This is a genomic window from Mycobacterium sp. P4_H6, from assembly GCF_056400845.1.
The window spans coordinates 18,480-31,619 of record NZ_JBFUKN010000006.1 but is presented as its reverse complement, the minus strand read 5'-3'; the positions used below and the strand labels follow the sequence as shown (position 1 = coordinate 31,619).

Annotated in this window: 13 protein-coding genes; 5 read left to right on the top strand and 8 right to left on the bottom strand. The window is 68.2% G+C overall.

From position 1 onward, the window contains the following. The first annotated feature begins 126 nt into the window (after positions 1–126). Positions 127–1,065 (top strand): alpha/beta hydrolase, encoded by a 939-nt coding sequence (locus AC1DTF_RS04005; RefSeq protein WP_477473127.1) that lies wholly within the window; start codon positions 127–129, stop codon positions 1,063–1,065. A 9-nt stretch (positions 1,066–1,074) separates the two neighbouring features. Continuing rightward, positions 1,075–2,706 (top strand): flavin-containing monooxygenase, encoded by a 1,632-nt coding sequence (locus AC1DTF_RS04000; protein WP_477473126.1) that lies wholly within the window; start codon positions 1,075–1,077, stop codon positions 2,704–2,706. A gap of 39 nt (positions 2,707–2,745) precedes the next feature. Here AC1DTF_RS04000 and rnhA read toward each other — a convergent pair whose 3' ends face one another. Both rnhA and AC1DTF_RS03990 read right to left on the bottom strand, forming a co-directional pair. Further along, positions 2,746–3,198 (bottom strand): ribonuclease HI, encoded by a 453-nt coding sequence (gene rnhA / locus AC1DTF_RS03995; RefSeq protein WP_477473125.1) that lies wholly within the window; start codon positions 3,196–3,198, stop codon positions 2,746–2,748. Beyond that, the gene (locus AC1DTF_RS03990) at positions 3,195–3,821 is read right to left on the bottom strand and encodes a glyoxalase (RefSeq protein ID WP_477473124.1); all 627 of its coding nucleotides are present in this window, start codon (positions 3,819–3,821) and stop codon (positions 3,195–3,197) included. Before AC1DTF_RS03990 ends, rnhA begins: the two co-directional genes overlap by 4 nt. A gap of 56 nt (positions 3,822–3,877) precedes the next feature. Between AC1DTF_RS03990 and AC1DTF_RS03985 the strand changes: the two genes are divergently transcribed. After that, positions 3,878–5,071, top strand: a complete 1,194-nt coding sequence (locus AC1DTF_RS03985; protein ID WP_477473123.1) for an FAD-dependent monooxygenase — start codon at positions 3,878–3,880, stop codon at positions 5,069–5,071. Here AC1DTF_RS03985 and AC1DTF_RS03980 read toward each other — a convergent pair. Together AC1DTF_RS03980 and AC1DTF_RS03975 are read right to left on the bottom strand one after the other, a co-directional pair. Further along, positions 5,062–5,649, bottom strand: coding sequence for a TetR/AcrR family transcriptional regulator (locus AC1DTF_RS03980; RefSeq protein WP_477473122.1), 588 nt, complete (start codon positions 5,647–5,649; stop codon positions 5,062–5,064). The genes AC1DTF_RS03985 and AC1DTF_RS03980 overlap by 10 nt on opposite strands. Then, complete coding sequence (locus AC1DTF_RS03975; RefSeq protein WP_477473121.1) at positions 5,646–6,446, bottom strand: alpha/beta hydrolase; 801 nt, start codon at positions 6,444–6,446, stop codon at positions 5,646–5,648. The genes AC1DTF_RS03980 and AC1DTF_RS03975 overlap by 4 nt, the downstream gene beginning before the upstream one ends. Positions 6,447–6,629: 183 nt before the next feature. Between AC1DTF_RS03975 and AC1DTF_RS03970 the strand changes: the two genes are divergently transcribed. Together AC1DTF_RS03970 and idi are read left to right on the top strand one after the other, a co-directional pair. Then, the gene (locus tag AC1DTF_RS03970) at positions 6,630–8,297 is read left to right on the top strand and encodes an HNH endonuclease signature motif containing protein (RefSeq protein WP_477473120.1); all 1,668 of its coding nucleotides are present in this window, start codon (positions 6,630–6,632) and stop codon (positions 8,295–8,297) included. Positions 8,298–8,377: 80 nt separating this feature from the next. Further along, complete coding sequence (gene idi, locus AC1DTF_RS03965; RefSeq protein WP_477473119.1) at positions 8,378–8,932, top strand: isopentenyl-diphosphate Delta-isomerase; 555 nt, start codon at positions 8,378–8,380, stop codon at positions 8,930–8,932. On the opposite strand, the gene AC1DTF_RS03960 is transcribed toward idi, so the two are convergent. Genes AC1DTF_RS03960 through AC1DTF_RS03945 form a run of 4 tightly spaced genes read right to left on the bottom strand, consistent with a single transcriptional unit; the run spans position 8,856 to position 13,133 of the window. After that, positions 8,856–9,926 carry a Rieske (2Fe-2S) protein gene (locus AC1DTF_RS03960; protein ID WP_477473118.1) on the bottom strand — a complete coding sequence of 357 codons (1,071 nt, stop codon included), beginning with the start codon at positions 9,924–9,926 and terminating at the stop codon, positions 8,856–8,858. The genes idi and AC1DTF_RS03960 overlap by 77 nt on opposite strands. Continuing rightward, a complete protein-coding gene (locus tag AC1DTF_RS03955; RefSeq protein WP_477473117.1) occupies positions 9,923–11,458 on the bottom strand; it encodes an FAD-dependent oxidoreductase in 1,536 nt (511 codons plus the stop codon). Before AC1DTF_RS03955 ends, AC1DTF_RS03960 begins: the two co-directional genes overlap by 4 nt. Further along, on the bottom strand, positions 11,455–12,165 hold the full coding sequence (locus AC1DTF_RS03950) for a class I SAM-dependent methyltransferase (protein WP_057168353.1): 711 nt from the start codon (positions 12,163–12,165) through the stop codon (positions 11,455–11,457). Before AC1DTF_RS03950 ends, AC1DTF_RS03955 begins: the two co-directional genes overlap by 4 nt. After that, positions 12,162–13,133, bottom strand: a complete 972-nt coding sequence (locus tag AC1DTF_RS03945; RefSeq protein WP_057168352.1) for a phytoene/squalene synthase family protein — start codon at positions 13,131–13,133, stop codon at positions 12,162–12,164. The genes AC1DTF_RS03950 and AC1DTF_RS03945 overlap by 4 nt, the downstream gene beginning before the upstream one ends. Positions 13,134–13,140 lie beyond the last annotated feature (7 nt).

Sequence of the window (13,140 nt, the reverse complement as noted above, 5' to 3'; positions counted from 1 at the left end):
TGACCTGCGTCACGGTGAGACAGCAGTGCGTCAATTTGCGACACCCGGAAAGGAGTGTCTCGACCGACCACAGACTGGCTGCAGTGCGGCAGGTCACAGCCGCTGCTGACCAGATCAGGAGAACCCATGACGCCCCAACCGACGGACCCACTGGGCCGCATCTACGCCGAGTGGACCGAGGAGTTCATTGCCAATCCCGAGATGTCGCTGCGGTTGATGCGGTGGCTGTTCGAGGACTGGCAGCGGGTGACCACCGAACCCGAGGATGTCACCTACAAGACCACCGAGATCGGTGGTGTGCCCGGCATTCTCGTCCGGCCACTGACAGCCGATCCGGCACAGGTGCTGGTGTTCCTACACGGCGGCGGATTCGCTCTGGGCTCATCGGCCAGCCACCGCAAGTTCGCCGGCCACGTGGCGAGTGCCTTCGGCGCCACCGCGTTCGTCGCCGATTTCCGGCGCGCCCCGGAGCACCCGTACCCCGCCCAGCTCGACGATGCCACCGCGGTGTTCCAGGCGCTGGTCCAGGACGGCACCGACCCGGCCGACATCAGCTTCGTCGGGGACAGTGCCGGTGCCAACATCGCCATCGCCACCACCCTGCGCATGCTGCGCGGCGGGCAGCGCACACCCGGGCTGGTGATGACGATCTCGCCGTGGCTGGACATGGAGAACACCGGCAAGACACTGGTGACCAACGATGCCACCGATTTCCTGATCACCCGAGAAGGGTTGCAGGGCAACATCGACCGCTACCTTTCCGGCGGCGCCGACCCGGCCGATCCACTGGTGAACCCGCTGTACGCCGACTTCACCGGATTCCCGTCGCTCTACATCACCGCGGCCGATATCGAATCGCTGTACGCCGACGCCACCCGGCTGCACATGCTGGTGCGGGATGCCGGCGTCGACGTCACCTTCGACGTGGCGACCGGTCAGCAGCATGTCTTCCCGTTGCAAGCCGGACAGCACGACGCCGCCGACGCGGCCATCGCGACGATGGCCGCCTGGTACCACGCTCGCCGCACCGCCAACGCCCATCAGCGCACCACCGAATCCGTCTAGGAGTTCAGTATGACCATCGAAACGCATGACGCCATCGTGATCGGGGCCGGCTTCTCCGGCCTGGCGATCCTGCACCATCTGCGCGAGATCGGCTTGGACACCGTGGTTCTCGACGCCCAGGACGGCGTCGGGGGCACCTGGCTGGCCAACCGCTATCCCGGGGTCCGCACCGACAGTGAATACAGCTACTACTCCTTCTCCTTCTCCAAGGAGGTGCGCGAGGAGTGGTCCTGGACGCAGCGCTACCCCGCGGGACGAGAGGTGCTGGCCTATCTCAACTTTGTCGCCGACCGCCTCGACCTGCGCCGCGACATCCGGCTCAACACCCGGGTGCAGTCCGCGCGCTACGACGAGGACACCAACACCTGGACCGTGCAGATCGAAGGCGGCGCACCCGTGACCGCCAAGTACCTCATCAGCGGCATGGGTGTGCTGTCCCAGGCGATCTACCCCGACATCCCCGGCATCGACACCTTCGCCGGGGAGAAGTACCACACCGCGCACTGGCCACGCGAGGGCGTGGACCTGGCCGGAAAACGCGTGGGCCTGATCGGACTGGGCGCCTCGGGAATCCAGATCGTTCCCGAGATCGCGCCGCAGGTAGACGAATTCGTGGTGTTCCAGCGCACCCCCAACTTCGTGGTGGAAACGAGCAACGACGCCGTCACCGCCGAGGACATGACCTGGCTGCGCGACAACTACGACGCGATCTATGAGAAGGCCGCGAATCACCCGTTCGGGGTTGCCATGGAGCCGGCAGAGTTCAGCGCGCTGGAGGTCTCCGACGAGCAGCGCCGCGCCATCTTTGAGGGGAAGTGGAACGAGGGCGGATTCCACTTCGCCAACGAGTGCTTCAACGATCTGGCGGTGAATCACGAGGCCAGTGAACTGGCCGCCGAGTTCATCCGGTCCAAGATCCGCGAGATCGTCAAGGATCCGGCAACTGCCGACCTGCTGTGCCCGAAGACATACTCGTTCAACGGGAAACGGGTGCCCACCGGTCACGGCTACTACGACGCGTTCAACCTCGACCACGTCCGCCTGGTCGACACCGCCTCGGAACCGATCACCGCGATCACCCCGAACGGGGTGCGCGTCGGGGATACCGAGTACGAACTCGACGTGCTGATCTTCGCCACCGGCTTCGACGCCATGACCGGCACCCTGACCAATATCGACATCATCGGCCGGGAGGGAATCACGCTGCGAGACAGGTGGGCCCGCGACGGGCTGCGCTCGAACCTGGGTATCGGCGTGCACGGCTTCCCGAACTTCTTCATGTCACTGGGCCCGCAGACGCCGTACTCCAACCTGGTGGTGCCGATCCAGCTCGGCGCGCAATGGTTGCAGCGGGCGCTGAGCTGGGCGCGGGACAACGGCGTCGACGTCTTCGAAGCCACGCCCGAGTCCGAGGAATGGTGGGCCCAGGAAACCGAGCGCACCGGCAAGGCCACCGTGATGTACACCGAGGGCAAGAAGGCCAAGGCGTGGTTCCTCGGCGAGAACGTGCCCGGCAAGCCGGAAGCGTTCCTGGTCTACATGGGTGGTGGCCAGGTCTATCAGCATCACTGCCGGGAGGTGGAGGAGTCCGGTTATTCGTCGATGCTGGCGGCGAATCGGGTTGCCGAAGCGGTGAGTTAGCGCTCGGGTCGAGGAGGGGGCGCTGTCGGCGCCTCCTCCTCACGCGTTGGCGATGGCTTCCTGCAGCCCGCGGGTCGCCAGCACGTCGGCGAGCTCATTGTCGGCGACACCGGAATGCCCCTTCACCCAGAACCATTCGACCTGATGCCGCGCGCACGCGGCCTGCAGGCGCTGCCACAGATCGACGTTTTTCACCGGTTGCTTTGCCGCGGTGAGCCATCCGTTGCGCTCCCAGCCCAGAACCCACTTGGTGATGCCGTTGCGCACGTAGGTGCTGTCGGTGTAGAGATGCACCACCATCGGCCGGGTCAGTGCCTCCAGCGCCATGATCGGCGCGGTGAGTTCCATCCGGTTGTTGCTGGTCTCGCCGGGCTCGCCCCCGCACATCTCGCGGACGTGCTGACGCTGGCGCAGCACCGCACCCCACCCGCCGGGACCGGGATTCGGACGGCACCCGCCGTCGGTGTGGATCACCACCGGGTCGTCGGTCATGTGCTGAGAATAGGTGCCGAGAGCATTGCGGTGCGCACCGACATACCGAACTCCTGATGATGCACCGTGGTGATCCGGCGGCCCGGCTGCACGGCATCCTTGATCCGCGTGGTGCGGCCGGTGAAGTAGGCGGCGGTCTCATCGATATCGGCGACGTTGTAGGTGATCCCCCACAGCGTCGAGGGCCCCTCGCCTGCGGTGTCGGGCGAGCCGACGGCCTCGATGATCACCGCACCGAATCGGAAGAAGATCTGCCGGATCGGCCGGCCGCCGAGTTCGCCCAGCCGTTCCCGGCGCGGCTCCACACCCATGGTGGCAAGCGCCGAGACGGTGCGATCCAGGTCCGGTGAGAACAGCACGATGTGGTCGATCCCGGTGACACCGTTGGCGTGCTCGGCGGGTGCCGCGGGGCCCGCGTCGGACGTGCTCGTCGGGATGCCGTCGAGTTCAGAGGTGTCGACTCCACCCAGCGACCACCCGACGATGCCGGTGCCGCAGTCCCGCCCGACCAACCGGATACCGACGTCGCCCACCCGGCAGATGCCCTCGGAGACGGTGAACCCGGCGGCGGTCCAGGCTTCCGGCGGGTCGGCGACCAGGATCTCGTCGACGGTGATGGTCATGGCCACCGAGACTACGGCGCGCGCGGTCTCACAGAACCAGCGGCTACGTTCGAAGGGTGGCTCAACACGCTGTCATTTCCGGCGCCGGTATCGGCGGACCCGCCCTGGCTCGTCAACTCGCGGCGAACGGCTGGGACACCACCGTCATCGAGCGCTATCCCGACCGTCGCGACGAGGGGCAGAACGTCGATATCCGCGGCGCCGCCCGCGAGGTGGTGCGGCGGATGGGCATCGATGCCGACGTGCGGGCGGCCAACACCACCGAGGTCGGGATGCGTTTCCTGCGGGCCGACGGTTCGACGGCGGCCTCATTTCCCGTCTCGCCCGGAACCGACGGGCCCACGGCGGAACTGGAGATCCTGCGCGGCGAATTGTCGCGCATCCTGATCGAACACGCCGATTCGACCGACTTCCGGTTCGGCACCCAGATTGCCGATGTGGTCGACCACGGCGAGCACGTCGCCGTCACGCTGGACGACGGTGACGCTCTCGACGCCGATCTGGTGGTCATCGCCGAGGGCCTGCACTCACGTTCGCGGCGCTTCGTCGCCGCGACCGAGGTCAACGATCTCGGTATGTACATCGCCTACGCGACCATCCCCCGGCGCGATGACGACGACAACTGGTGGAGCTGGCAGCACGCGACCGAGTCCCGCTCGGTGCACCTGCGGCCGGACAACCTCGGAACCACCCGCGCCATGCTGAGCTTCGTCTCCGATGTGCGCGGTCTGGACGAATTGGGCCGCGAGGACCTGAACACCATCCTGCGGCGAACCTTCGACGATCTCGGCGGCGCCACTCCCCGGATTCTGGATGAACTCGATGCCGGTGCGCCGATGTACTTTTCGTCGGTGGGGCAGATGAGCAGCCCGGCGTGGAGTAAGGGGCGCGTCGCTCTGCTCGGGGATGCCGCGCACTGCAACGCGACCTTCGGCGGTGCAGGAACCAGTCTGGCGCTCATCGGCGCGTACGTCCTGGCCGGTGAACTCGGCTCCGGCGACGATGTGCTCGGGGCGCTGGCTCGCCATGAGCGGCTGATGAAGCCCTTCATCGATGCTGCGCCCCTCATCCGGCCCAGGATGCTGCAGTTGATGAACCCGCGCACCCGAAGCGGTATCCGGGTGCTCCACGCGGCCGCCGGCGTGGTCGCGGGTCCGGTCGGCAGAGCCCTGTCCTCGGCGGCGTCGGCGGCCGGCAAGCTGCCCATCAACCTTTCCGCCGGTGACCCGGAGCTACCCACCTACCTGTAGTCCGACAGGCTTCCGACCATCAGCGCCAGCAGGTTCTCGAAGGTGGCGTCACTGTCCGGGGTCTGCCCGATACCGACCTGATCGATGGTGACCGCACCGTGAATCGCGCCCCACACGATCTGCGCAGCCTCGGGCGAATCCGGCTGAGCAGAAGGGGTTCTCATGGCCTCGATCAACGCTGTCAGGGTGTCGAACACCGCCCGGCCGGTCGCCGCCACCGCCGACGACTGATCCTCCAGCGGGCTGCCCGCCCCGAAGATCAGCGAGTAGCGCGCCGGGTGGCGCAGGGCGAAGTCCCGGTAGTTGCGGCACGCCGTGAGGAATCGCTCGACGGGCTCAACCGCCGCGGGTGCGTCAATGGCCGCGGCCAGCTCCCCGAGTGCCCGGGTCGCCAGCGCGACCACGAGGCCGTCCTTGTTTTCGAACCGGTTGTAGACGCTCATGGGGGCGACCGCCGCTTCGTGCGCGACGGCGCGCACGGTCACGGCGTCGATGCCGTCGCGATCCAGCACGGCCTCGGCCGCGTTGAGCAACGCGGCCGAGACTTCGTGGCTGGCGGTGCGCCGGCGTGGCGTCATGCCTGCGAGGCTACTTTCCTGTGCGCCAACCACTGCAGCGAGACATCGGCGACCTCGCGCCAGCCGTGATCGATGGTCAGCGAGTGTCCGCGTCCCTCGAACTCGTGGAAATCGGTGATGGCACCGGACTTCTCGTACAACCGGTGGGTGGCCTTGGTGCTCACCAGCGGAACCGTGTGGTCCGCGGTGCCACCGGTGATCAGCAGCGGGCCGCGGGTGCTGTTGCCGGTGTCGATCGCGGCCGGCGAGTTCTTGGCGAMGTTCGCCGAGGCGGCCTCGAAGAGCGGCTTGCCCGGCGACGGGATGGCCCACTTCGCCCACAACTCATCGGATTCCTCCTGCGGCAGGACATTTCCGAATCCGTAACGCCACTGCGCCTCGGTCAGCCCCTTGGCCCGACCCTTGTTGAGCGGGTTGCCGAGAACGGGGAAGGCGGAACGTAACTGGGCGAGCGGTAGCGGTTTGACGCCCTTGATGGGGGCGGGATCGATCGCGACGGCCGCCGCTGCCTTGTTCTGTCCCAACAGTTTCTGGGCGATGAGACCGCCGAACGAATGCCCGATCACCACCGGCGGGGCGTCGAACTGCTCGAGGTAGCGCGCGAAGTACTCGGTCAACTCGTCGATACCGTTGCCCGCCTGGTCGGCGGCATGGAGCCGGGTCTGTTCGGGGGTGGCGTGCTCGCCGGGCCACGCCGGGGCGAAGGCCTGATATCCCTGGGTTTCGAAGTGTTCGATCCACGGTTGCCATGCGGTGTGCGCGACCCACAGTCCGTGGATGAAGACGACGTTCGTCATGTGCGTTCCTATCTCGTGTGACCACCTTATAGAACGATGTTCTATAAGCGATGCTGGTTGTAACCGGATGGGGGTGCGGTTTATTTCCGGCCTCGCCGCCGAGTTATCCACAAACGCAAATTCATCCACAGCCAGCGGGTTTGACGGTGGCGGGCGGGCTCGGATGCGACAAGAATCGAAAATATGTTCGATATCCAGTTGGCAGAGATAGGTGCGGCAAAGACCCCCGCTGCCCGGGTCCGCGCCTACTCGCGGCTGGAGAACGCGGCCTGCGCCGCGCGGCTGTCGTCCATGGCCGACATGCTCGCGGCCGCCTATGCTGCGGCCGGGTCGGCCGAGCGGGAGCAGTGGCGGTTCGACAACTGGTCAGCGGTCTGTGCGCAGATCGGCGCGACGCACGGGATCACCAGCGGGGTGGCCTCCGGGCTGTTGATGGACGCCGTGGCGCTGGCCGAACGGTTACCGAAGCTGCGGCAGGTGTTCGCCGCCGGCGCGCTCTGCTACAAGACAGTGCACATCATCTGCACCCGCACGATGATGGTCAAAGATCCCGCCGCGCGGCGCGCCATCGACACCGCGTTGGCCGCCGAGTTCGCCTCCGGCGCTGCGATGTCGGTGGATCAGACCGAAAAGGCGGTCGACACTGTGGTGTTGACCCACGATCCGCTCGCGGTGCGCCGTTCCGAGGCCACCGCGCATGGGCATCGGGCAGATATCTTCGTCGACGACGCCACGGGCACCGCGCAACTGAACGCCTCGCTGTCGGTCGCGGACGGGATGGCCGTCGACAAGCGGGCTGATGCACTGGCCCGCACGGTGTGCGATCACGATCCCCGCTCGTTGGATATCCGTCGTGCGGCGGCCCTGGGGGCGATGGGCTTCGGGTGGGATCGGCTGCCGTGCCTGTGCGAACGTGTGGACTGCGAGGCCGCAACCGCACCGCCGGCCGGCGGGGTGGTGATCTACGTGGTCGCCCGCCACGACGCTGTCGACGCGGCGCCCTTGCCGCCTACCGATGGCCCGCCACCGGCTGACGGTGACGGTCACACACCCGGTGGTGCGCCCGTCCAGAGCGACCCCGGCCCCGATCCCGAGCGTGAGTCGGACGCGGATTCAGACGCGCCGCCGGTGGGTGACCTGACGGCTCAGCGCCGTGCGCTGGTCGCCCGGCGCAGGCCACTGTTCTCCAAGCCGTGGTATCTGCACACCTGGCCGGAGCTGATCTCGGGCCTGCGCGGGGACCGCGGCGAGTTCTGTCCCGTCGCCCCCGGGGCCATCCTGGGCGGGCCGGTGGTGCCCGCTCCGGTGATCGCGCAGATTGCGCGGCACGCCACGCTGTGTCCCCTCATCCATCCTGGGACGTCGCCACCGGAACCCCGGTACCGGCCTTCGGCGGCGCTGGCGCGCTTCGTGCGCTGCCGCGACCGCACCTGCCGGTTTCCCGGCTGCACCCGCACGGTCACCGATATCGACCACACGATCCCGTACCCGTTCGGGCCGACCGCCGCCTCGAATCTCGTCCTGCTGTGCCGAGAGCACCACCTGTGCAAGACGTTCTGGGCCGGTTGGCGCAGCCGCCAGTTCGCCGACGGCACCCTGGAATGGACCGACCCCGACGGCAGTACGCACACCACCAGGCCGGGGAGCCGGACGCTGTTTCCCGAACTCTGCGCGCCGACGGCGGACGTTCACGTCAAGGGGCAACCACCGCCCAAACACACCGCGGCGGTGACGATGCCGCGCCGCGAGCGCACCCGGGCCGAGGACCGTGCCAAACGCATCGACGACGAACGGCAATCCAACATCGGATGGGTGGAACGGTATCGCCGGGAGCTGGTCGCACCGTTCTGATCGCCAGGTTGACCGACACGAGCGCCTGCGTTGACATGCCACACGTTTCGGCTTCGGCGCCACCGGCTATCTCCATCCGTGTGAATGTCGCCCCGGAGGAGCAGGTCGTCCTGCTCGACGATGCAGGTAACGCCGTCGGGAGCACCCCGAAGTCCGCCGTGCACCACGCCGACACCCCGCTGCACCTGGGGTTCTCCTGCTACCTGTTCGACGAGACCGGCCGCGTCCTGCTCACCCGCCGCGCGCTCGGTAAACAGACCTGGCCCGGTGTGTGGACCAATTCGTTCTGCGGCCACCCGGCCCCCGGTGAGGCCATCGTGGACGCCGTGCACCGGCGCGGATACCAGGAACTCGGCGTGGCGATCCGCGATGTGCACTGCGTCCTACCGCAATTCCGCTACCGCGCCCGCGCGGCCGACGGCACCGTGGAGAACGAGATATGCCCGGTGTTCTGCGCGCTCATCGACGGCCAACTTGCCGCCGCACCTCATGAGGTGATGGACCTGGTGTGGGCCGACTGGAGCGAGGTGCGCTCCGCCGCCGCGCTGCCCTGGGCGATCAGCCCCTGGGCGCAGGATCAGGTACCGCTGCTGGAGGCTGCGGATCTACCGGTATGGGCGCGTCGGGCGGCCTGAGCAACTCCGCGGTGCCATCGGCGTCCTGGCGGCTCACCTCCTGCAGGCGCTCCGCATACTCCAGATCGTCACGCCACAGCCGATTCGCCGCCTGCCGCATGAACGGCACGATCACCGACTGCGCCCGCAAGGCCCGCGCGAAACCGGGACGGTCGGAATGGGCGATGACCGCCTCGATCACGGTGCTGCGCGGTCGTCCGTCGGGCCCGGCACCATTTGGGGTGGCATGGGTTTCGACGACGCTACCGCTGCCCTCGCCATCGATGATGCGCATGGTCAGGGTGCGGGGCTCCGGGCTGGTGAACTCGGCGATCACCGGCACACCGAGCCGGCCGATCCGGAATGTGACCGCCACCAGGAACCGGTCCTCCTCCTCGGGGAGGTCAGGATCTTCGGCCGGTGCGCTCAACACCTCCAACCGCGCGAACGAGTACGGATGAAACCAGGCGCCGTGCCACGGATCCATCCGGTTGGCGATGATGTCGGCCGGTTCGCACGCACCGKACAGGCTGGCGACCGCCGAGATGCGCGGACCGTCGGGGCGCGCCGGCAGCACCGGCGCATCCGTGGGCTGCTCACCCCCGATGCGATCCAGCCGAACCCACACCAGCACACCGTCATCGAACACCGGCAGCACCGGCCAGTCGGGCCGGCCCCGCCCGGTGAGCCGCAGCCCGTGCCACGGGCAGACCAGATGTCCGCGGTCGATCGGCGCGCCGCACAGGTCGGCACCCAGGTGCGGACAACGCGCCGGGCCGGCATGCAGTCCGCCCTCGTCATCACGCCAGCACACCACCTCGGCCCCGGCGACCGTCGCGCCGAACGGCTTCCCGGCGACATCGGTGCTGGCTCCCACCACGTACCAGTTCCCGCTGGGCCGGCGCTGGGACCGCTCCAGCGCGGCGGCGATCAGCGACGGCGCGGCCTGACCGAACGTCGGTCGCTGCCGGCTCCAATCGAGGCGTGGAAGCAGTTGAAAAGGCCAGGCTTTCATGTCCGCACCCGTCCCTCCACCCGGTCGGCAAGGCGGCGCAGCACAGCTGAGCGCCCGCGTACCGGCACCGTGTACACATCGTGGCCGCGCACGCCGAAGCGCTCCAGCAGGGTGTTCGCCGCGGCGAGACCCGTCGTCGCCGCACGTTCCATGAGTGCGACCGGAAGATCGATCCTGATCCCGTCACCGGCCAGCACGAGCCCCTCCAGCGTCGTCGCCACCGTCGGACGGTTCGCGAAATCTCCCGGCCCCAGCCGCGGACAATCACTGCGGCACAACGTGCTCTCGTGCACCACGCCCGCAGCCGCGGTCTCCGGATACAACTCGTGCAACCGTGCATCGAGTTCCGCGCGCAGCGCAGGTGTGTCCTCGGTGACGGAGTACGCGTGCAGTTCCACGACGGATCCGCCGGTGCGCTGCGCCCAGGACGTCGCTTCCTGTTCATAGCGGTTCAGCACGCTGATGTTGTCCAGTGGTGGCAGCCCACCGGTCCCCAGGAAGGCCGGTCGGTCATCGTTCACCGGACGGTCCAGCCAGAGCCGGCGCACGACGAACGGAGCCGCCGAACCGAGATCACCGATCTGACCGCGCCAGTCGCTGTCACCGAGACCCGGTGAGCCGGCGACGAGGTGCTGCAGGGCCCGCACCTCGGTCGCCAGCACGACGCCGTCGGTGGTGAGGGTGGCGCCCGAAGCGTCGGTGACCGTGAACGACCCGTCGCCGGTCGCCGTCACGCTGCGGACCGCGGTGCCCAGCTGGATGTGGGCGTCGTGGCTACGCAGGTACCGCGCCAACGGCTGCCACAGTGCGACATCGAAATTCTCTGCGGCGACATCGAAAACGAGTCCTTCGCTGGAACCGAGGAAGTAGATGTGGAACATCGTCGCCAACTCGGCCGCCGACAGGGCCTCGGGCCGGGTGAAGAAGCTGCGGGAGAAGACCTCGAAAGCCAGATGCCGGGCCGCCACGGGAAAGTTGATGTCGCGCAGGAAGGATTCGGCGTCGGTGTCGTCTAGTTGCCAATAGGTTTCGGGCACCGACACCGCGGCCAGCGGAGCCGCCGCCTTGGCGTCGATGCGCACCAGATCGCGCAGCCGGAACGTCGGGCTGCGCAGCGCGAAGGCCATGGCGTTGAACGGCGGAGTCCGGGGGAGCCCCCGGAAGGTGTCGCGTCGCCCGTCGGCGTCGACCAACGGGTAGTCGTCCAGCGGGCTGAACATGGACAGGTCGGCGTCGATGCGCCGCAAGAGGTTACGCAGGTTGTAGTACTGGCGGAAGAAGGCGTGGAAGCCACGGTTCATCGACACCGCCGAGCCGTCCGGCAGGCTCTCGCTCCAGCCGCCTACCCGTCCGCCGAGATAGGACTCGCGCTCGAAAAGGTGCACCGCGACACCACGTTCGGCCAGCGCCGTCGCAGCACTGAGGCCGGCGATGCCAGCGCCCACCACGGCCACGGTGGGCCGGTCGGGTAGATATGCGGCGTGCGGCAGGCCCGTCGCCGCGGGATGCAGGACCCGGCGGTTGTCGGTCATGACGGCGCCCTGCCGAGGAAGGTGTGCACGATACCGTTCTGCCATCCGGGCACGGTCTCACTGCGTACATCGACGAAACCGTTGTCTTGCAGCCGCTTCCGGAACTGTGCCGCGCCGTCGAACTGGTTGACACTGCGGCGCAGGTACGTGTAGAGCTCCGCGTCCCCGGTACGGATCTTGCCGGCCGGGATGATGACCGCGCAGGACACCAGATTCCACATCGCGGTGGCGCGGCGGGAGTCCCGTACCGAGTATTCGTGCGCGGCGAACACGCCTCCGGGCTTCAGCAGGGCCAGCAGTGAGCGGAGCACCGGGTCGGGGTCGGGCAGGTTGCGGACGAGGTACGCCGACAGGATGCCGTCGAACGGCCCGCTCACCCCGGCTTGCGCCAGGTCTTCGGCCCGGCTCTGCACGAAGGACACCGTGGCGGGCCAGGTCTTGGTGCGGGCGCGGGCGAGCATCCCGGCCGAACCGTCGACACCGACGATGGTGGCGTGCGGTGCCGCACGCAGCAGTGCCGCGGTGGAAGCTCCGGTGCCGCAACCGATATCGAGCAGCCGCAACCCCCGACCGCCGTCGGGCAGCTGCATGCGCTCGGCAGACAGCCGCAGGTGCTGGTGGTAGCCGGGGTTGGCGCCGACCAGCGCGTCATAGGCGCCGGCGCCGGCGTCGAAGGCCTCGGGAACGTTGTAGGACGCGGTGCTCATGCGGCTTCGGCCGTCCCTTCCGAGCCCACCCCCCGGTGGCGTGCGCGGGCGCGCCACGCGTCGAACAGTCCGCGACCCGCCACCTGCAGGCGGCGGCCGTTCGACACCGTCGCGCGCCGGCTGAACACCTCGAAGTTCATCTCCTCGATGCAGTCCAGGATCTCCGAGTACAGCGTCAGCGCAGCTCGGATACACGGCCGGGATTGCGGAGCCAGCAACGCGATCCCACGTTCGGCGTGATCGTAGATGCCCCGGGTCAGCGCGTGCTGCTCGATCAGCGCGGCCCGCAGTCGCGGATCGGTGCGGCGGTTCTGCTGGCACCAGGTCAGCACCTCGCGGTCCACACCGTGGTGGGCGAGCTCATCGGCGGGCAGGTACACCCGTCCGCGAGTCAGATCCTCGTCGATGTCGCGCAGGAAGTTGGTGAGCTGGAATGCCTTTCCCAGTGCCGCCGCGTGCGGGGCCGCCTCTTCACGGGGGACCACGGTGCCCAGCACGGGCAGCAATTGCAACCCGATGACTTCGGCGGACCCGTACATGTACCTGTCCAGCGCGGCCCGGTCGGGATAGTCGGTGACCGTGAGATCCATCCGCATGGAGGCCAGGAAGTCGTCGAACAGCTGCCACTCCAGACCGTAGTTGCGTGCGGTGTCGACCACCGCGTCCAGCACGGGATCGTCGCCCTCCACCCGGTTGAGCACCAACCGGCTGTGCAGCGCGTCGGCCAGCCCCTGCAGCTCGTCGGCGCGCTCGGTGGTCGATCGGTTGTCGAACCCGTCCAGGACATCGTCGGCCCGCCGGGCGAAACCGTACAGTGCGTGCACCGCCGGGCGTTGCCGCGGCGACAGCAGCCGGGTCGCCAGGAAGAAGGTCTTGCCGTGCGCCGCGTTCAGCGCCCGGCAGCGTTGGTAGGCGGCCCGCAGCTGCGCGCCCTGCACACCTGCCGCGTCCAGTTCGGAGTGGATCATGTGACGG

Bases quoted from the DNA above. Each gene is read 5' to 3' on its own strand.
- AC1DTF_RS04005 (WP_477473127.1), top strand. From the start codon at position 127: ATGACGCCCCAACCGACGGACCCACTGGGCCGCATCTACGCCGAGTGG.
- AC1DTF_RS04000 (WP_477473126.1), top strand. From the start codon at position 1,075: ATGACCATCGAAACGCATGACGCCATCGTGATCGGGGCCGGCTTCTCC.
- rnhA (WP_477473125.1), bottom strand. From the start codon at position 3,198: ATGACCGACGACCCGGTGGTGATCCACACCGACGGCGGGTGCCGTCCG.
- AC1DTF_RS03990 (WP_477473124.1), bottom strand. From the start codon at position 3,821: ATGACCATCACCGTCGACGAGATCCTGGTCGCCGACCCGCCGGAAGCC.
- AC1DTF_RS03980 (WP_477473122.1), bottom strand. From the start codon at position 5,649: ATGACGCCACGCCGGCGCACCGCCAGCCACGAAGTCTCGGCCGCGTTG.
- AC1DTF_RS03970 (WP_477473120.1), top strand. From the start codon at position 6,630: ATGTTCGATATCCAGTTGGCAGAGATAGGTGCGGCAAAGACCCCCGCT.
- AC1DTF_RS03955 (WP_477473117.1), bottom strand. From the start codon at position 11,458: ATGACCGACAACCGCCGGGTCCTGCATCCCGCGGCGACGGGCCTGCCG.
- AC1DTF_RS03950 (WP_057168353.1), bottom strand. From the start codon at position 12,165: ATGAGCACCGCGTCCTACAACGTTCCCGAGGCCTTCGACGCCGGCGCC.
- AC1DTF_RS03945 (WP_057168352.1), bottom strand. From the start codon at position 13,133: ATGATCCACTCCGAACTGGACGCGGCAGGTGTGCAGGGCGCGCAGCTG.